Here is a 17,150-nt window from a genome sequence, read left to right as displayed (position 1 = left end):
AAATTCGTAGACCTATACCAACCCAAAGGTTATAAAACAACAAAAGCCTGTTTCTAAAACAGGCTTTTGAAGTATTTTTAATTTAGTTCGGATTATTGAACGTTTTTCAAAGAATCAGCGATAGAATCACCTTTTGCTTTTACTGAATCAGCAACGTTTTCTAATGAATCAGCGATTGAATCAGTTGTAGCTTCTACTTGGTCAGCGATAGAATCAGTAGCTGCTTCAGTTTTAGTTTCAGCGTTGTTACAAGATGCAACTGCTACAGTTAAAGCTAATCCTAAGAATCCGAATTTGAATAAATTTTTCATTTTTTTAATTTTCTATTTAGTTGAAACAAATTTGTTTATTTAATCTTTAATACCAGTAACCTAAAAAGGTAACCCAAAAAATAACTTTTTTTTAAAAATTTATTAAACCGGCTGAAATTCAGTTGTTTAATATTTGTTGTTTGCTTTGAGCAGCGCAAATATACTACTGTTTTGTTGATTTGCAACAATAAAAAACATTTTTTGTTATATTTCTGTTAAGAATTTAAAGGAAGCATATGTTAGATAAACTGAAGAATATGGTAAAACTCTTTAAATCAGTCGATTTGGAGCAATTAGAAAAGATATCAAAGAAGGTCGATTTAGCCGAAGTTTTAGGCGCTGTATCAAAAATGGACGAAAATCAGCTTAAAATCGCGATGAAAATGTTGACCGGAAGTAAAAAGAAAAAGGATCCCCCACCCATCGATGCTGATTTTTATGATATCAGTGCTAAACTTTCACCGGAAGATCGAGCGCTGCAATTAAAGGTGCGCGCATTCTTAGAAGCCGAGGTAAAACCGGTTGTGAATAAATATTGGTTGCATGATGAGTTCCCTATTGAAATTATCCCGAAACTTGCCGAACTGAACGTTTGCGGTTATGTATATGAAGGCTATGGCTGCGCAGGCGGAACCTCCCTGATGGATGGTATCATCGCTAGCGAGTTTGGTCGTATCGATCCTTCCATTGCGACGTTCTTAGGAGTTCAAAGTGGTTTAGCCATGGGATCCATTTACCTATGTGGTTCTGAAGAGCAGAAAGCCGAATGGCTGCCGGCTATGCAACAATTAAAAAAGATTGGCGCATTCGGTCTGACCGAACCTTTGGTAGGTTCTGGAACGGCGGGCGGATTAACAACGACCTGCAAGCGCGAGGGAGACAAGTGGGTGCTGAATGGTCAGAAGAAATGGATTGGAAATTCTACCTTCTCAGATATGACGGTTATCTGGGCGCGAGATCTGGACGATCAGCAGGTCAAAGGATTTATCGTGCGGAAAGAAAATCCAGGTTTTGCAGTCGAAAAGATTAAAGGCAAGATGGCATTACGTATCGTCCAAAACGGATTGATCACTTTAACGAACTGCGAGGTTCCGGAGTCTGATCGCTTGGTAAATGCAAATTCGTTTAGAGATACCGCAAAAGTTTTGCAGATGACAAGGGCAGGGGTGGCATGGATGGCTGTAGGCTGTGCCCGTGGAGCTTACGAAAATGCATTGGAATATACCCTGCAGCGCGAGCAATTCGGAAAACCTATTGCTTCCTTCCAGCTGATCCAAAATCATCTGGTTGAGATGCTTTCCAACCTGACCGCCATGCAAACGCTCGTGTTTAGACTATCTGAGCTTCAGGACGACGATAAACTGAAAGATGAGCACGCTTCCCTAGCTAAAGTGTTTTGTACGCTTAGAACGCGCGATATCGTGTCTAGAGCCCGCGAAGTGATGGGAGGAAATGGCATTCTACTCGAATATAATGTTGCCCGCTTCCTAGCCGACGCAGAAGCTATTTACTCCTACGAAGGAACCAAAGAGATCAACTCCCTGATCGTCGGTAGAAGTATTACTGGATTTAGTGCGTTTGTTTAATTTTAGATTTTAGATATAAGATGTGAGACATTAGATTTTAGAGCCTGCGAAGGCTCTTTTTGTTTTTAGATATTAGTTGTTGTGAACTCCTTCGGCTATTGTACTTTTTATAGCCATTGCATAGCCCAATCAAAGCCCTTTCAGAACGGTTCTGATTGGGTTATACATTGGGTTTGTATTGGGTTTGAAAGGGCTTTAAGCAGACGAAGGGTTGACGGGCGCTGGATGTTGGGGTGTTGGTGAGATGTCTTGAACCAGGAAAAAAAGGATTAAAAGATTTGCAGGATCCTGTCAATCCTAAAATCCTTCCTTTCCTGGTTCAAGACAAAGTTTCCATCCTTTCCTTTCAAAACAAAGCTTTCCCTTCTTTCCTGGTTCAGAACAAACGTCTAAAATCTTATATCTAATTTCTAAAATCCCACATCTAAAGACAAAAAAAAGAGCCCGCTAGGCAGGCTCTTATATCTAATGTCTAAAATCTTATATCTAAGAAAAAAACTAATTTTTCTTGTTTTGTTGAGCTGCTTGTTGAGCTCTCATCATATCTTCCATTTTCTTTTGGAAGGATGATTTTTTCTTTTCTGCTTGGGGTTTGCTTTTCTTCTCTTCGATTTTCGCTAAGATTTTATCATCATCGATAAATTGACGGATAATTACTTGCGTTAAGAAAGTAAGAACGGCAGAAAGGAAGTAGTAGTAGTTCAGACCTGCAGGGAAGCTGTTCAATACGAAGAAGAATACCAACGGCATGATATAACCAATGTATTTCATCTGGTTGTTTGCAGCTCCTGATGTTGCGTTGTTGTACCATGTCGTTAACAGGGTAGTCAATGTCATTAACACACACATTAAGGAAATGTGGTCTACATTGATTACAGGGATGTTCGCGAATGTTATTGGCGCATCATAGGTTGAAAGGTCTTTGATCCATAGGAAGCTTTCTCCACGCAGTTCGAATAAATTCGGGAAGAAGAAGAAGAAGGCAAGGGTGAAAGGCATCTGCAATAATAGCGGCAAACATCCTCCAAGCGGGTTAACGCCTGCTTGCTTGTACAGCTTCATTTGTTCCTGTTGTAATAGCATAGGGTTGTCTTCACCAACTTTTTCTTTGATTTCATCCAACTGTGGTTTTAACACACGCATCTTCGCCATCGACTGGTAAGATTTGAATGTTAAAGGGAACATGATGAATTTTAAGAATAAGGTTAAGATCAAGATCACAATGCCATAGCCCATATGGAAACCATCTAAGAAATCAAAGATTGGCACGGTGATGAATTTATTGATCCATCCCATTGGTCCCCATCCCATGTTGATAATTTTATCAAAACCGTTTCCTTCGGCTTTTAAGGTTTTGTATTTGTTAGGTCCAAAGAAAAAGCTAAAGCTATATTGATTTTCTTTTTGACCGGAGTATGCTAAGTCTGCAGTCGTTTGGTAAGTTTTTACTAAACCTGGCTCATTTAAGAAAACAGAGTTTAAGGTGACATTGTTCAATCCTTCTTTGCTCGTCAATACAGTCGAGAAGAAGTGTTGTTTGTAGGCAATCCAGCTTAGTTTTTTCTCTACCGTTTCTTTTTCGTCGCTCGTTTCAGAAAGGTGATCTACATTTTCCTCTACATCGCGGTAGAAGATTGCAGATTTCTCACGCTCTGATTTTACGTTACGTTCTTTCTGTGTTAATGTGGTTTCCCAGTTTAAAAGAAGGCTCTTGTTTTTAACATCGATCAGGTCATTTAAGCCTACTGTGCGGATGTCTAACTTTAAGTTATAGTCGTTTCCAGCAAGGGTGTAGATATAATCGATGTATTGGTCTGCGCTGTAAGAAAGACGCATAGTAATCGATTTAGAGTCTTCTCCAGCAACAGTGAAGCTAGATCCTTGCGGTTGGAAGTATAGATCGTTGGTCTTTACCGCTTTTCCAGGAACGTTGAATTCTAATCCAAAACGGTTATTATCGCCGTCGAATAAGATTAGTTTAGAATCGTCGTAGTTTTTCTCTTCTTTCAGTTCTACTGATTTCACGCGACCGCCCTTGCTACTTAAGTTTACAGCGATGCGTTCGTTTTGTAGCGTAATCACTTGTTCAGTCCCTACTGAGGCAACGCCGAAGGGTTGTTTCGCCAATAGCGAGTCTGCTACGGCTGCTGCAGGGCTAGTGATTTTTGTGGAGTCTTTTGTAACAACAACACCTTCTTTTACTCTTTTTATCGAGTCTTGGAGCTGCTGTTCCTTTTTAATTTCCTCTTGAGATGGCTTCATTAAGTAGAAGGAGCCCCCCAGGATGGCAAAGATTAAGATGAATCCTATTAGATTGTTTCTATCCATTTTATAATATTTACTGTATCTCGCGTAGTGTTTTTTAACTACTGTGATTTCTTATGCGCTAAAGAAGCGGCTACAAAGCTAACAAAAAGTGGGTGAGGATTTACTACCGTCGACTTCAATTCTGGATGAAATTGTCCAGCAACGAAGAAAGGGTGGTCTTTCAATTCGACGATTTCAACCAGTCCGGTGTCCGGATTGAAGCCTGAGGCAATCATTCCTGCCGCTTCATAATCCTTTAAATAAGCATTGTTGAATTCGTAACGATGACGATGTCTTTCGGAGATTTTTGATTTTCCATAGATACCGTATGCTTTCGTTCCTTTTTTGATTTCGCAATCATAAGCTCCTAAACGCATCGTTCCGCCCATATTGGTAATGTTTTTCTGCTCTTCCATCAAGTTGATTACCGGGTGAGGTGTTGTTTCGTCCATTTCGAAGCTATTTGCTCCTTTAAGTCCTAAAACATTGCGACCAAACTCAATAACCGAGCACTGCATTCCTAAACAGATACCAAAGAATGGGATTTTGTTTTCACGAACGTGTTTAATGGTAGTTAGTTTCCCTTCTAAGCCACGCTCGCCGAAGCCCGGAGCAACTAAAACACCATCAAGGCCTTTTAACTTCTCAGCCACATTATCGTTGCTTACGCTTTCTGCTGCGATATATTTAACTTTTACTTTGGTTTCGTTGGTTGCACCCGCGTGGATGAAGGCCTCTGCGATAGATTTGTAGGCATCTGGTAATTCTACATATTTACCTACAAGACCAATGCATACCTCGTTGGTTGGGTTTTTTAAACGTCCTAAGAATGCTTTCCAGTTTTCTAGATCCGGTTCGTTCTTAGTCGATAATTTTAATTTTGCTAATACTGTTTTATCCAATTGCTCTTTCAGCATGTTCAAAGGAACATCATAAATCGTAGGGGCATCAATCGATTCCACTACGGCATTGATATTCACATTGCAGAATAATGCTAATTTCTTACGAATATCATTATTCAATTTATGCTCGGTTCTACAAACTAATATATCAGGTTGTACACCATATTCCAATAAGGTTTTTACGGAGTGCTGCGTAGGTTTGGTTTTCAACTCACCTGCAGCAGCTAAGTAAGGTACGAGGGTAAGGTGGATAACCAGGCAGTCGTTGTTGCCTAATTCCCAACGTAATTGACGTACAGCTTCAATGAATGGAAGGGATTCGATATCGCCTACAGTACCACCAAGTTCGGTGATCACGATATCGTATTCTCCTGTTTGGCCAAGAAGCAACATACGACGTTTGATTTCATCGGTGATGTGGGGAACTACTTGAACTGTTTTTCCTAAGTATGCACCTGCACGTTCTTGCTCGATAACATGGCTATAGATACGGCCTGTTGTCACGTTGTTAGCTTGAGAAGTGGGAACATTTAGGAAGCGTTCGTAGTGACCAAGGTCCAAGTCAGTTTCAGCACCATCTTCTGTAACATAACATTCGCCATGTTCATAAGGGTTTAACGTTCCTGGATCGATATTGATGTACGGGTCAAACTTTTGGATGGTTACTTTTAAACCGCGCGCCTGAAGTAGTTTGGCAAGGGAAGCAGCAATAATTCCTTTCCCTAACGACGAAGTTACGCCGCCCGTAACAAAGATATATTTAGTCATAGCAATAATGGATTTCTAATATAGAATGAGGACTTTTTTTAACGCCTCATCTGCTCTATGTACGGGATACAAAGGTACAAATTTTTTCTGCAATCTGCTCTAAAAAAAATCGTTTAGGGTAATCTTCGGCGGATTGATTTGAAGATTAATTGATTGGCAGGTTTTCAGCAATGCCCGACCTTAAATAATTGCTAAATTTTTACATTTTTACTGGCAAATAAAATGCAGAAATAGGTTGAATGGATTAACTTTAATAAAAAATATATAGAATGGAATACAGAAGAATGGGTAAAACCGGTCTACAGTTGAGTGCGCTTTCCTTCGGGTCTTGGGTAACTTTTGCTAGACAGACAGATGATCATACGAACGAACGATTGATGATGCAGGCTTACGATGCCGGTGTGAATTTTTTTGATAATGCGGAAGTGTATTCTGCAGGCTTGTCAGAAGAAATGATGGGTAGGGTGTTGAAGAAGGTGAATTGGGATCGATCATCTTATGTATTGTCGAGTAAAGCTTATTTCGGCTGGAAGGGTGAGGATAAAAAACCTAATCAGCATGGCCTGAGCAGAAAGCATTTGATGGAAGCTTGCGAAGAGGCTTTGGGACGCCTTCAGGTTGAGTATTTGGATTTATATTATTGTCATCGTCCGGACCGCAACGTCCCTATTGAGGAAGTGGTACGCACGATGAATACGTTGATTCAGCAAGGCAAGATTTTTTACTGGGGAACTAGTGAATGGTCGGCAGCAGAGATTATGGAAGCGCATATGGTCGCTAAAGATTTAGGTTTGGAAGGCCCTTCTGTGGAGCAGCCAGAGTATAATCTTTTTAATCGCATGAAAATGGAGGTAGACTATGAGCCTATCTTTAAAAATGTGGGTATGGGGACAACGATTTGGAGTCCCTTAGCATCCGGCATATTAACAGGTAAATATAATGATGGTATTCCAGAAGGTTCTAGGATGTCTTTGGAAGGTTATGAGTGGTTGAAGGAACGTGCAGTTGTCGAAGATAAGTTGAACCGTGTGAAAGCTTTAGGCGAGTTTGCAAATGAGTTGGGTGTGTCATTGCCAACATTAAGTATTGCATGGTGCTTAAGTAATCCGAACGTAACGACTGCCATTTTAGGTGCAACGCGCGAGAGCCAGCTGACCGAGAATTTAAAAGCATTGGAGGTTCTGCCATTAATCACGCCTGAAGTAAAAGAGCGTATCGATTTGATTATGGGAACTAAGCCGGTTGTTATTCGTAACTAAGCCGATCGACTTATCGATCAATCATAAAAAAAGGGGCTTACATTTTGTAAGTCCCTTTTCTTCTTTAAAAGAAATATCGTAATTAAACTCTTTTCGCTTTGATACGAGCAGCTTTACCAGTAAGTCCGCGTAAATAGAATAATTTCGCGCGACGAACTTTACCTACTGAGTTAACGTCAATTTTCTCGATGTTAGGAGAGTTTACAGGGAAAATACGTTCAACGCCTACACCGTTAGAGATTTTACGAACGGTAAAAGTTGCGTTAGCACCTTCGCTGTTTAATTGAATTACCACCCCTTGGTACACCTGTACACGCTCTTTATTTCCTTCGCGAATTTTATAATGAACGCTGATGGTATCTCCTGCTTTGAAAGCGGGAATTTCATTTTTTACTACCGCTTGTTCTTCTACAAATTTTACTAAATCCATGATTCTGTGTAATTAAAAACGATTTATATCCTGTAAAAATCGGAATGCAATATTACAGCTTTTATCTGATATAAAAAAATACTTTTTTTAAAAATTATGTTCCTCTATTTGAGGTGGGTGCAAAGATAGGAAAACGCCTTGATTATATGAAAGTTATTGTGAAAATATTTTCAAAAAATTATTACGTGGGGGTTGAGCGTATTGTAAAGTGCGTTGTATGAGTGTTTTAGCATGTTTTTTAAAATTTATCTTGACAAATATATTTTTCGCCGTATATTTGTGCCACAGAAAAACAAAGGTGATACCTTTTCGGGGTGTAGCGTAGCCCGGTATCGCGCCACATTTGGGATGTGGAGGTCGTAGGTTCGAATCCTGCCACCCCGACAACACTTACACTAAGTAAGGTCAAAAACCCTCAAATTCTATGAATTTGAGGGTTTTTTGTTTTATATTATATCAGGAAACCCCAATAAATATCAATCTAAATGTGAGTTAAACGGTGAGTCTTTTTAAGTTTTATATTTACTCACCGGATAGCTTATAAATAATTGTAAATCATTTATTTACAACATTTATTTTGATGCTATTTATTATTGTTTGACTTCTTTACTGCATCATATCCAATAGTTGGATTGAGAGAACTGCACTAAAGTGTATCAGTTGAACATAAAATAAATGGATATGAAGAGTAAAAACACTTTTGGGATTCAATTCCTGTTACGGTTGCCCAAGAACAAGAAAGACGAAATGGCCACTGTTTATGCAAGGATTACAGTAAACGGCCGTAGAACTGAAATTTCCCTAAAAAGCAAAGTATCGATCAACAATTGGGACGAAGTAAAAGGAAGAGCAAAAGGAAAACGCCAAGAAATCGTAAAGCTGAACAGCCACATGGAGCAGGTACGCTCCCTTATTTTCGATTGTTATCACCAGTTGGTGCAGCAAAATAAAACCGTTACCATTGAAGCGGTTAAATCTGTCTACCTAGGCGAGGACATAGAGGAAACAATGACTCTTCTAAAGCTAGTGGAATACCATAAACAAGTGGCAGTAAGTAAACTTGCCCCCAGTACCATGAAAAATTATTATACCACCGAAACCTATATTCAAAAATTTATAAAACAAAAATATGGAAAAAAAGACATACCGTTGGATGAACTGAACTATCGGTTCATTTTGGATTTTGAAAACTTCCTTAATGACTACAAACCTAAAGATCATCATAAGCCCATAAATAATAATGGGGTGATGAAACATATGGAACGTTTGCGGAAGATGGTCAATTTGGCTGTTACGATGGATTGGCTGGTTAGGGATCCATTTGCCAAATACAAACTTCGGTTTGAAAAGGTAGAAAGAGGCCATTTGTCAAAAGAGGAGCTAACTGTTTTGCTTAATAAATCCTTTTCAATAGAGCGTCTGCAATCCGTGTCGGACATGTTCATTTTTAGTTGCTATACAGGTCTTGCTTACATCGACATTTTTAACCTGACCCCCGAAAATATTTCAAAAGGAATCGACGGAAAAGATTGGTTGACGACAAAAAGACAAAAGACCGATACAACGGTTCGAGTTCCTTTGCTGCCCGAGGCTTCAGATCTTCTTAAGAAGTACAGAGGGCATCCGGTAGCTGAGGCGAATGGAACGATCTTCCCTGTCATATCCAACCAGCGAATGAACGGTTATTTAAAAGAGATCGCAGAAATTTGCGGCATCAATAAAAATTTAACGTTCCATCTCGCAAGGCATACTTTTGCTACAACGGTGACATTAAGCAATGGTGTGCCAATTGAATCGGTGAGTAAAATGCTTGGCCATACATCTATACGTACCACCCAAATTTATGCTAAGGTGTTGGAACATAAGCTAAGTGAGGATATGCACAAGTTAGAGGTTAGAATGGCTTCCCAGGATTAGATACTTCTAGATCATTATTGAAATGAAACGAGGTAAGGTTGTAATTTTAATGGATGCAATACTATATGTGTGCCTTTGGACGCCAAATGCAACCACTGACTGCCATGTTGATCAAATTCGTAGATACTTTTGGTTCATTTGTATCCGTAAAGACAGAAAAGACCATAAATCAATTCTGTTCTAGAGGAGAGAATTTAGAAACATTAAAAAGCAGCGCAAATGAAAGTAGAACTTATCACTAAAGAAGACTTAGATAGCTTTAAAAAGGAACTTCTTGAAGAAATCAGGAGAAATAGACCACATCCGAGAAAAGCCGAAAAGGAGCCTCGGGAATGGCTCAAGAGTTACGAGATCCGAGAATTATTGGGGATTTCAGCGGGGACACTCCAAAACCTTCGGCTAAACGGAACGTTACCGTTCACGAAAATCGGTGGATTGATGTATTATCGGTATGAAGATATCCGGAAACTAATGGATGGTGTTGATGGGAGTTAGGGATTAAAATATTAAAAAATAAATGATATCAAGCAGGATTTGACGATCCTGCTTTTTTTTTGCCGGTACTTTTTGCAGCCAAAGCACATTTACCTCCCATAGCAATATCCTCGCAGTAAAAGAGCTTTCCGGCTATTTCTGAAACAGAAATTTTTAAAAAAAACCTCTCCGCTATTCCCATTTTCAGATATTTTTAAAATCCCTGTTCTGTGGTTTTGAGAACCACACCTTAAGAAAACATTTATCAATCCGACGAATTGGAAGTATTATTTCAATTCAAAACAGACCATTTTCTAATGCAATTTTCTCGGCTTCCACATTTCTTTTATTCAAAGAAGCCTGTATGCACTATTGTCCCATTTCAAGAGCAAAGGTATTTCCGTGTTCTTAACACCGCCAAAAGGTCAAGCAAGTTTGAAAAAAAATCTCCACCCGCTGGGTAGTATTTATTTTTCAAAACCTTGTGTCGGCTAAACACGAACCTTTTATGCTCGTGAAACGAAACATAGCATACTCCGGCTCTTTGGACGAATAAAAAAAATGTCAGTTATGAAAATTATAAGCATTAAAAATGGTAATGAAACGAAACAGCACCTCCTCTCATTACCGAATAAATCAGAAAAATTAAATCAAATATCAATCACTAAAAATCAGCGAAAATGAACATCACAGGCAGACTGACAAGAAATGCGGAAGTACGCACATTGTCGAACGAAAAACAGGTGGTAAACTTTTCAGTAGCGGTAAACGACAGCTACCGTAACAAACAGGGCGAACGAGTAGAGCAAACCACCTACTTCGATTGTGCCTACTGGATAACTCCAAACGTGGCAAGGCTACTGACAAAAGGCACTTTGGTAGAACTCACAGGGCGTGTAAGTCCGAGAGCGTGGGTAAACAAAGACGGAGAACCAAGAGCAGGACTTAATTTCCATACCTCACAAATCAAATTGCACGGAGGTAGCAATAGAGCCGAAACCGTACAGGTTACTGCAAAAGCAGAAAACAACAGCATTGCAGGAATATCAACCGAGGACGACCTCCCATTTTAACAACGAATATTCAATCGTTTTTCAACATCAAAATTTTAGCATTATGGCACATAACATCAATTACAACGAGAAAACAGGACGTTATTCATTCTTTAGCGTTCAGCAAAAAGCGTGGCACGGTCTGGGGCAAATCGTAGAGCAGTACCCCACAAGCGAGGAAGCTATCCGACACGCAGGGTTAGATTACGAGGTAGTCAAATCCCCTCTGTTTACCAAAGGTTCGGGCATTACCGAAACCGCAGACGGTATCGAGATAGGCAGTAACGAACTGGAAGTACCTAACTGTTTCGCCAACATACGCACCGATAACAATGCCGTATTGGGCGTAGTGGGTAAAGATTACCACATCGTACAAAACCGTGAAGCGTTCAGTTTCTTTGATGCTATCGTAGGAGGTGGCGAGGGTATTCTGTACGAAACCGCAGGGGCATTGGGCAAAGGCGAACGCATTTTTATCACAGCCAAATTGCCCGACTATATCCGTGTAGGCAATGGCGATGATGTTACGGAAAAATACATCTTCCTTACCACAAGCCACGACGGAAGCGGAAGTATTACCGCAGCGTTTACGCCTATCCGTATCGTTTGCCAAAACACCCTTAACGCTTCATTGCGGAATATGACCAATGTAGTCCGTATCAAGCACACATCGGGAGCAAAACAGCGTATCGAGAATGCACATAGGATAATGGGGTTAGCCAACACATTGAGCGACCAGCTACAGGGTATTTTCAATGACTGGACAACGATAAGGGCAACAGACCAAGAGGTCAGAAAGCTAATCCAATTGGCACTATGCCCGAACAAAGAAACCCTTGAGCTCATCAAAAAAGGTGCTGAAGACGAAATATCAACAATGTTTAAAAATGCCGTGAACGATGCGTTTGCCTATGCAATGACGAGTGATACGCAACAAATGGACACTACAAAAGGCACATTGTTCGGAGCATACAATGCTGTTACAGGCTACTTCCAAAATGTACGCAATTACAGGGATGACGAAGCCAAGTTACAGAGTATTGTATTGGGTGGAACGGCTCAAATGAAAGGACAAAAAGCATTTGACCTATGTACAGCCTTTGCGACAGACGGTGCGGAAATCCTAAACCTCAATTAGATAATCACAGGCTACCGCCACAATCGGTGGTAGCCTGTTAAAAATAAGTTTTATGAAAGCGATAACAATAGAGGAAGCCAAAAATTTGGCGAGAGCCAAGAGCCTTGAAAAGAAGCACAAAGGCGAAAGCGTATTTATCATTTACTGCAATCGTACAGAGCATTTCTATATAGACACGAACGGTTTAGTACGCCTTTGGGAAAAATTACACGGCTACTATGTAAATGGGGTTTATGCCACCGAAGATTAACGCATAACATTCAAAAGCAGTTACAATGGAAACGAACGCCATAGCGATAAAATTTGTCAGCCACGAAGTACCCGAATTGGAAACGCTGAAAACCTCAAAGGTCTATCAGCTAAGGGAAAAACTGAACAAGGGCGAGAAGCTAAGCCGAGCCGAGAAAAATTGGATTGCGGAAGCGGTAAACCGAAACGCCTTTTTTAACGGGGCAGTTCCCCTAATGGGTTATCGGTTTGGGTTTGATGATATTCTAAAAACCTATGTAGTGAAGCAGTACGACAGTTGGCAGGAATACAGCGCACCCGACAAAACGAGCCTACGGAGTATAATCTATGGCAGGATTGACCAAATAGCAGAAATCAGTCATTAACACTTAAAGCAATCAAAGATGGAAACAACAGATAGAATTACCAAAGAAACAGACCTTGAAAAGTTTTGCAGGGAGCGATTTAAGCACTTGACCAATGCACAGCTTGTGGCAAGGGTAAACGGTCTTCCCGATTTTGGTTGGGATGATGAGGGCGTGGAACTGCGAAGAAGGCATAGGGTATCAAACGGTGCGTTTGACTATGCCTTTAATCATAACACGATGGTAATCCTAAAAGACGATTAATGATGTACGTAACAGATTTAAACGGTTGCCAAATCGAAGTAACGGATTTAAAGGAAGCCATAAAAATAGCAGGGCGGTACAAAGAATACCGCCATGAGGACGAGCGTTTTTCCGAGTTCGACAAGAGGCAAAAAGCCTATTGGGCGGATATGTACGAGAAACTTACAGCCATCAAAGAACAAGTAACAACACATTAAAACTCACAGCAATGAACACAAATTTTTTCAATCAAGTACAGCAGTTGGATTTTACAGGAATATTGCAACTGAACATTTCTAAGGGGATAGAAAACAAACTAATCGTAACAGTATTGCTCAACAATGAGCAATGCGGAGATAGTGCGAAAAACCTCATTCCCCCATTGATTTTTAACGCCACTTCGCAGGAGTTTGACGAGGGATTTTTTGAGCAGATAAACGCACCAATTAAAGCCATATCGGGTTTAATGGTGGATATGGAAGCCTTTATGAAGCAAATGGAAACCGTCAAACTGCAATCCGAAATGGAGAAGCAGAAAACCGAGAAAGCCAAAAAGGAAAAAGAAACCAAAGACAAGAAGTACAAAGACGGTATGGCAAAGGTGGACGAGTTGGAGAAAGAGGGCAAGTTCCGTGAAGCGTGGATGAAAGTACCCGACATTACGGAGTTTCCCGAAAAAGCGGACGAGATACGCAAACGCAAAACGTCATTGTCCGACAAGTTCGGGACACCGAGCCTTTTTGGTGGAGTAACGGAGGAGCAACCCGAACCGCCAAAAACGGAGGAGGTTGCTACCTATTGCCCAATAAATACAACAAACGAAGAAGTAGAATATTAACAATTAAAAACGAACATTATGTTATTAGCAACAGTATTACCGAGAATTTTCATACTCAAAGATAAAGGACAGGATATTCCATTGACTGACCCCGAACCACGTTGGAGCGTGGAAGCCGTAATGAATTTCTATGCAAATTCTTATCCGATACTGACCACTGCCAAAGTATCTGCCCCTGTTATCCGTGACGATACAATACAGTACCGATTTGAGAGTGTAATGGGAACGAAAGGTTAAATCAAAAATCAAAAAAAATGAATTATGCAACGCAATATCATATCGGGCATCATCAAAACCCTACAGCAACCGAAACAGAAGACTTTGCACAAACAGTTGGGCGAGTTCGCAGATTGGATGCAAAGACCAAAGAACGCAGACGAAATAAGAAAAGACAAAATGAAATCGGTACCGATAACGGTACTACCAATGGTTTTCTAAAATGCTCATTTCTGCCTAAACTGCAAGAAGCACAAACCGTACAGGCTTGTGGAAAATCGGAAAAGACGGAAAGGGATTTTTATCAGTCCCTTTCCAAATTGGCAGGGCATTACGGTATACAACCTATGCAGTCCAGGCAGTACGGCTATCCCTACAATATCGCTTTAGCTTTGGATTCCACAGAGGAACAGTTAAGAAAGAAGTTTCGTGATTGGGAAGAACTCCGTTTGATACAGGATAGTAAGAAAACGTATTTCGTAAGTGAAGAACGGTACAGTACAGGTGCAACCCTGTATTACATTCCCGTAGTGCCATTGTACCGACTATCTAAGCATCCCAATCGCAAGCAAGCCGTACAGCTATTGCAATCCGTGTGTGCGTACCTATACCACATTGCAGATGTTCCTTACTATCGACAGGAAAACAGTTATCTGTATTGGATGTATGAAATGGTAACAGAGTGGATTGTAAGCGATGACGAGAATGAGGACACGACAACGTATTTAAGCGAGATTAGGCAATCAGAACAGATAGGCGAACGTATGGAGCAGAAAATTTACAACAAGCACAATTTGAGCCGATTTGCAGTCCGTTTAAACTCCTTTAAAATCAAAGACAGCTTTGACCAAGATTGCTACAAACTGGCAAGTGAAGCCTTTGCCTTGTATGAACAATACCCGAATGCTACCATAAACCGTAATGCCCTGCCAAGCGGAGAAGCAAGCGAAGAAGATATGGAAAATAGTATAGGTGTGGAAAAGTACGTTTCGTTCTGTGCCGATGCAAAAGGTATTTTGTTTCAAACACTTTTTGAGAGCGTGAACACCGAGTTGCAAGAATACGGACAAATGGAAGAACCCACCATTGTGAAAAGGTTTGATGGTAGTGATATTACTGCAAATACCCTTGAATTTGAAAACCGTGTTTTTGCCTTAATTGAGGAATTGATATACATACTGAATAACTTTTAGATACTCTAAAATGAAAGATATAACACAAAACTTTGGAACGCTTTACCACCCTTTATCGGCTTTGGTTTTTTACCAAACCAAAGGAAGTAATAGAACCACCTATGTAGAGCATTTTGATATGGATAGGAACGGTAATCCAATCAACGCCCATCCTTTGACCGAGAGAGAAGCTAAAGAATTGGCAAAAGCACTCAATACGGAAAAGGAAAAGAGCAAGGCATTTTTAAAATCTAACGGCATTCTGCCTACCAACGTCCTGCACATTAATCCGAGTGAAAACGGTACGGTACTTTGGTACACCAAAGCACGAAAAGTCAAAATGTTCTTTACTGAAAGTCTTGAAATACCAAACGGTACGGCGAAAGTACCTGCAATGCTTTGGTATGCAAGCAAACAGAGCCTTATTGTTTTCGCCCTAGAAAAAGACCGAAGACCTACCGAGAATACCGTATTATTTCACGCACCATTTTTCAATATTTACGAGGACGGACACGTATGTATGGGAACTGTAGATATCAATATCAAAAATTCTGCTTCGGTTGAAGAATTTATGCAAGCGTGGGAAAGCTACTTTTTTAACAGCTATTTCAGTCACTTGGTAAACGAACACAACCCCATAAAAGGAAATTGTGTAAGCCTTTGGAAAGACCTCATCGGCACAGACAAAGCCTTTCCTAAAGATATATTGAAAAAGACAAACAAGACCATAAAAACGATATTGTAATGAGCAAAGAAATTTTAAAAGTCCATTTTACGGACAGCGATTTGATAAATCCTACCAATCCCATAACGGTAAACGTAATCGGTGCAGGTGGTACAGGCTCAAAAGTAATGACTGCCTTGCTTGAGATGAACCACAGCCTAAACGAGTTAGGACACGCAGGGTTGTTTATTCGTCTTTGGGATGATGATGTAATTACCCAAGCCAATTTAGGAAGACAGCGTTTTGCAGAAAGTGAGGTCGGTTTGTACAAATCTGTTGCTATCATTAACCGTATAAATCGCTTCTCAGGTACGAACTGGAAAGCGGAAGCAAGGAAATTTGAAAAAGACAATAGCGACAGTTTCCCCGAAAATGCAGGAGGAAGTATTTATATTTCCTGTGTGGATAGCGTAAAAGCAAGATTTGAAATTGCGGAAATATTAAGTGAATTGAGCAATGGAAGACCCTATTCCAACCGCCCACGTTATTGGTTGGACTTCGGCAACAGTCAACATACAGGACAAGTTTTACTATCTACCATAGGAAAAATTCGCCAACCCAATTCAGAGAAATATGAAACGGTGGCAAGCCTGCCAATGGTTACGGATGAATTTGGCGAACTGCTTAAACAATCCGAACTGGAAGACGATACACCGAGCTGTTCCCTTGCCGAAGCGTTGGAAAAGCAGGACTTGTATATCAATTCCTCATTGGTTCAGATGGGTTGTTCACTGTTATGGGGTATGTTTAAAAATGGTTTGACACCATACAGGGGATTTTTTCACAACCTGAAAGATTTCCGAACCCATCCTATAAAAGTCGCCTGATTGGAAAATCGGGCGGCAAAAAGACACTCCCTCCCGATGGTCGGGACAGTCTTTTTGCATAAATCGGAGCAACCTCTTTGGCAAAATGGGATGCCTACCCACCATTCATTCCGGCACATTTTACCAAACAGGTTGCGACATTATTTGAGGGATGTTCATTATCCCTTTTGTTGTTTTAGGGAACTTCTTTTCTTGCCACATTGGCGACCAAAGAAAAGAAGCAAAAGAACGCCGCATTATTTACCGCCACACAGTTATTAATTTTATCAGATAATTACCTTGAAGAGCCACAATAACTGGTTAATAATATATTGCCTGCTCAATGCGATTAATAGTTAAAGGAATAACGTATATTTGACATTATTTGTCAAGTAGAATATTTCAAATACACAA

The 17,150-nt window shown here is 40.3% G+C and carries 20 protein-coding genes and 1 tRNA gene; 16 read left to right on the top strand and 5 right to left on the bottom strand.

Annotated elements, in window-relative coordinates; translation table 11 throughout:
- Window positions 1–92: 92 nt before the first annotated feature.
- Window positions 93–311, bottom strand: coding sequence for a hypothetical protein (locus tag QYC40_RS12550; RefSeq protein WP_301990507.1), 219 nt, complete (start codon window positions 309–311; stop codon window positions 93–95).
- A gap of 236 nt (window positions 312–547) precedes the next feature.
- On the opposite strand from QYC40_RS12550, the gene QYC40_RS12545 reads away from it, so the two are divergent.
- On the top strand, window positions 548–1,897 hold the full coding sequence (locus QYC40_RS12545; protein ID WP_301990506.1) for an acyl-CoA dehydrogenase family protein: 1,350 nt from the start codon (window positions 548–550) through the stop codon (window positions 1,895–1,897).
- Between the two features lie 498 nt (window positions 1,898–2,395).
- Here the strand turns inward: QYC40_RS12545 and yidC are convergent, their stop codons facing one another.
- Both yidC and QYC40_RS12535 read right to left on the bottom strand, forming a co-directional pair.
- Window positions 2,396–4,225, bottom strand: coding sequence for a membrane protein insertase YidC (yidC, locus tag QYC40_RS12540; RefSeq protein ID WP_301990505.1), 1,830 nt, complete (start codon window positions 4,223–4,225; stop codon window positions 2,396–2,398).
- A gap of 38 nt (window positions 4,226–4,263) precedes the next feature.
- Entirely contained in the window at window positions 4,264–5,874 is a 1,611-nt protein-coding gene (locus QYC40_RS12535) for a CTP synthase (protein ID WP_301990504.1), read from the bottom strand.
- Window positions 5,875–6,143: 269 nt separating this feature from the next.
- Between QYC40_RS12535 and QYC40_RS12530 the strand changes: the two genes are divergently transcribed.
- Window positions 6,144–7,133, top strand: a complete 990-nt coding sequence (locus QYC40_RS12530; protein WP_301990503.1) for an aldo/keto reductase — start codon at window positions 6,144–6,146, stop codon at window positions 7,131–7,133.
- 82 nt (window positions 7,134–7,215) lie between these two features.
- Here QYC40_RS12530 and rplS read toward each other — a convergent pair whose 3' ends face one another.
- Window positions 7,216–7,563 carry a 50S ribosomal protein L19 gene (gene rplS / locus QYC40_RS12525; RefSeq protein ID WP_149526884.1) on the bottom strand — a complete coding sequence of 116 codons (348 nt, stop codon included), beginning with the start codon at window positions 7,561–7,563 and terminating at the stop codon, window positions 7,216–7,218.
- Window positions 7,564–7,873: 310 nt separating this feature from the next.
- On the opposite strand from rplS, the gene QYC40_RS12520 reads away from it, so the two are divergent.
- The 3 genes from QYC40_RS12520 to QYC40_RS12510 all read left to right on the top strand — a co-directional run bounded on the left by QYC40_RS12520 (window position 7,874) and on the right by QYC40_RS12510 (window position 9,975).
- Window positions 7,874–7,947, top strand: a tRNA-Pro gene (locus QYC40_RS12520).
- A gap of 297 nt (window positions 7,948–8,244) precedes the next feature.
- Window positions 8,245–9,480, top strand: a complete 1,236-nt coding sequence (locus tag QYC40_RS12515; protein WP_367652277.1) for a site-specific integrase — start codon at window positions 8,245–8,247, stop codon at window positions 9,478–9,480.
- 219 nt (window positions 9,481–9,699) lie between these two features.
- On the top strand, window positions 9,700–9,975 hold the full coding sequence (locus QYC40_RS12510) for a helix-turn-helix domain-containing protein (RefSeq protein ID WP_002993139.1): 276 nt from the start codon (window positions 9,700–9,702) through the stop codon (window positions 9,973–9,975).
- Between the two features lie 28 nt (window positions 9,976–10,003).
- Here the strand turns inward: QYC40_RS12510 and QYC40_RS12505 are convergent, their stop codons facing one another.
- Window positions 10,004–10,156 (bottom strand): hypothetical protein, encoded by a 153-nt coding sequence (locus QYC40_RS12505; RefSeq protein WP_002993140.1) that lies wholly within the window; start codon window positions 10,154–10,156, stop codon window positions 10,004–10,006.
- A gap of 478 nt (window positions 10,157–10,634) precedes the next feature.
- Here QYC40_RS12505 and QYC40_RS12500 point away from each other — a divergent pair, with 478 nt between their 5' ends.
- The 11 genes from QYC40_RS12500 to QYC40_RS12450 are packed head-to-tail and all read left to right on the top strand — an operon-like array spanning window position 10,635 to window position 16,757.
- Window positions 10,635–11,027 carry a single-stranded DNA-binding protein gene (locus QYC40_RS12500; protein WP_002993142.1) on the top strand — a complete coding sequence of 131 codons (393 nt, stop codon included), beginning with the start codon at window positions 10,635–10,637 and terminating at the stop codon, window positions 11,025–11,027.
- A gap of 43 nt (window positions 11,028–11,070) precedes the next feature.
- Window positions 11,071–12,144: a DUF932 domain-containing protein gene (locus QYC40_RS12495; protein WP_002993143.1), complete on the top strand. Its 1,074-nt coding sequence runs from the start codon at window positions 11,071–11,073 to the stop codon at window positions 12,142–12,144.
- Between the two features lie 52 nt (window positions 12,145–12,196).
- Window positions 12,197–12,394: a hypothetical protein gene (locus QYC40_RS12490; protein WP_002993144.1), complete on the top strand. Its 198-nt coding sequence runs from the start codon at window positions 12,197–12,199 to the stop codon at window positions 12,392–12,394.
- Between the two features lie 25 nt (window positions 12,395–12,419).
- Window positions 12,420–12,758, top strand: coding sequence for a hypothetical protein (locus QYC40_RS12485; RefSeq protein ID WP_002993145.1), 339 nt, complete (start codon window positions 12,420–12,422; stop codon window positions 12,756–12,758).
- Between the two features lie 18 nt (window positions 12,759–12,776).
- Window positions 12,777–13,001, top strand: coding sequence for a hypothetical protein (locus QYC40_RS12480; protein ID WP_002993146.1), 225 nt, complete (start codon window positions 12,777–12,779; stop codon window positions 12,999–13,001).
- Entirely contained in the window at window positions 13,001–13,198 is a 198-nt protein-coding gene (locus QYC40_RS12475) for a hypothetical protein (protein WP_002993148.1), read from the top strand. Before QYC40_RS12480 ends, QYC40_RS12475 begins: the two co-directional genes overlap by 1 nt.
- Before the next feature lie 11 nt (window positions 13,199–13,209).
- Complete coding sequence (locus tag QYC40_RS12470) at window positions 13,210–13,818, top strand: PRTRC system protein E (RefSeq protein ID WP_002993149.1); 609 nt, start codon at window positions 13,210–13,212, stop codon at window positions 13,816–13,818.
- Between the two features lie 18 nt (window positions 13,819–13,836).
- Window positions 13,837–14,055: a PRTRC system protein C gene (locus QYC40_RS12465; protein ID WP_002993150.1), complete on the top strand. Its 219-nt coding sequence runs from the start codon at window positions 13,837–13,839 to the stop codon at window positions 14,053–14,055.
- A 17-nt stretch (window positions 14,056–14,072) separates the two neighbouring features.
- A complete protein-coding gene (locus tag QYC40_RS12460) occupies window positions 14,073–15,227 on the top strand; it encodes a hypothetical protein (protein WP_094280377.1) in 1,155 nt (384 codons plus the stop codon).
- A gap of 10 nt (window positions 15,228–15,237) precedes the next feature.
- Entirely contained in the window at window positions 15,238–15,951 is a 714-nt protein-coding gene (locus tag QYC40_RS12455; protein ID WP_002993152.1) for a PRTRC system protein B, read from the top strand.
- On the top strand, window positions 15,951–16,757 hold the full coding sequence (locus tag QYC40_RS12450; protein WP_094280378.1) for a PRTRC system ThiF family protein: 807 nt from the start codon (window positions 15,951–15,953) through the stop codon (window positions 16,755–16,757). Before QYC40_RS12455 ends, QYC40_RS12450 begins: the two co-directional genes overlap by 1 nt.
- Window positions 16,758–17,150 lie beyond the last annotated feature (393 nt).

It is taken from the genome of Sphingobacterium sp. BN32 (genome assembly GCF_030503615.1).
Classification (GTDB): Bacteria; Bacteroidota; Bacteroidia; order Sphingobacteriales; family Sphingobacteriaceae; genus Sphingobacterium.
The sequence above is the reverse complement of the archived record's forward strand: the minus strand, read 5'-3'. Positions and strand labels throughout refer to the sequence as shown.

What these genes read in the sequence shown, in the direction of transcription:
- QYC40_RS12485 (WP_002993145.1), top strand. Translation starts at nt 12,420, where the DNA reads ATGGAAACGAACGCCATAGCGATAAAATTTGTCAGCCACGAAGTACCC.
- QYC40_RS12465 (WP_002993150.1), top strand. Translation starts at nt 13,837, where the DNA reads ATGTTATTAGCAACAGTATTACCGAGAATTTTCATACTCAAAGATAAA.
- QYC40_RS12535 (WP_301990504.1), bottom strand. Translation starts at nt 5,874, where the DNA reads ATGACTAAATATATCTTTGTTACGGGCGGCGTAACTTCGTCGTTAGGG.
- QYC40_RS12510 (WP_002993139.1), top strand. Translation starts at nt 9,700, where the DNA reads ATGAAAGTAGAACTTATCACTAAAGAAGACTTAGATAGCTTTAAAAAG.
- QYC40_RS12450 (WP_094280378.1), top strand. Translation starts at nt 15,951, where the DNA reads ATGAGCAAAGAAATTTTAAAAGTCCATTTTACGGACAGCGATTTGATA.
- QYC40_RS12470 (WP_002993149.1), top strand. Translation starts at nt 13,210, where the DNA reads ATGAACACAAATTTTTTCAATCAAGTACAGCAGTTGGATTTTACAGGA.
- QYC40_RS12480 (WP_002993146.1), top strand. Translation starts at nt 12,777, where the DNA reads ATGGAAACAACAGATAGAATTACCAAAGAAACAGACCTTGAAAAGTTT.
- QYC40_RS12490 (WP_002993144.1), top strand. Translation starts at nt 12,197, where the DNA reads ATGAAAGCGATAACAATAGAGGAAGCCAAAAATTTGGCGAGAGCCAAG.
- rplS (WP_149526884.1), bottom strand. Translation starts at nt 7,563, where the DNA reads ATGGATTTAGTAAAATTTGTAGAAGAACAAGCGGTAGTAAAAAATGAA.
- QYC40_RS12530 (WP_301990503.1), top strand. Translation starts at nt 6,144, where the DNA reads ATGGAATACAGAAGAATGGGTAAAACCGGTCTACAGTTGAGTGCGCTT.
- QYC40_RS12505 (WP_002993140.1), bottom strand. Translation starts at nt 10,156, where the DNA reads ATGGGAATAGCGGAGAGGTTTTTTTTAAAAATTTCTGTTTCAGAAATA.
- QYC40_RS12500 (WP_002993142.1), top strand. Translation starts at nt 10,635, where the DNA reads ATGAACATCACAGGCAGACTGACAAGAAATGCGGAAGTACGCACATTG.
- QYC40_RS12545 (WP_301990506.1), top strand. Translation starts at nt 548, where the DNA reads ATGTTAGATAAACTGAAGAATATGGTAAAACTCTTTAAATCAGTCGAT.
- QYC40_RS12495 (WP_002993143.1), top strand. Translation starts at nt 11,071, where the DNA reads ATGGCACATAACATCAATTACAACGAGAAAACAGGACGTTATTCATTC.
- yidC (WP_301990505.1), bottom strand. Translation starts at nt 4,225, where the DNA reads ATGGATAGAAACAATCTAATAGGATTCATCTTAATCTTTGCCATCCTG.
- QYC40_RS12455 (WP_002993152.1), top strand. Translation starts at nt 15,238, where the DNA reads ATGAAAGATATAACACAAAACTTTGGAACGCTTTACCACCCTTTATCG.
- QYC40_RS12475 (WP_002993148.1), top strand. Translation starts at nt 13,001, where the DNA reads ATGATGTACGTAACAGATTTAAACGGTTGCCAAATCGAAGTAACGGAT.
- QYC40_RS12515 (WP_367652277.1), top strand. Translation starts at nt 8,245, where the DNA reads ATGAAGAGTAAAAACACTTTTGGGATTCAATTCCTGTTACGGTTGCCC.
- QYC40_RS12550 (WP_301990507.1), bottom strand. Translation starts at nt 311, where the DNA reads ATGAAAAATTTATTCAAATTCGGATTCTTAGGATTAGCTTTAACTGTA.
- QYC40_RS12460 (WP_094280377.1), top strand. Translation starts at nt 14,073, where the DNA reads ATGAATTATGCAACGCAATATCATATCGGGCATCATCAAAACCCTACA.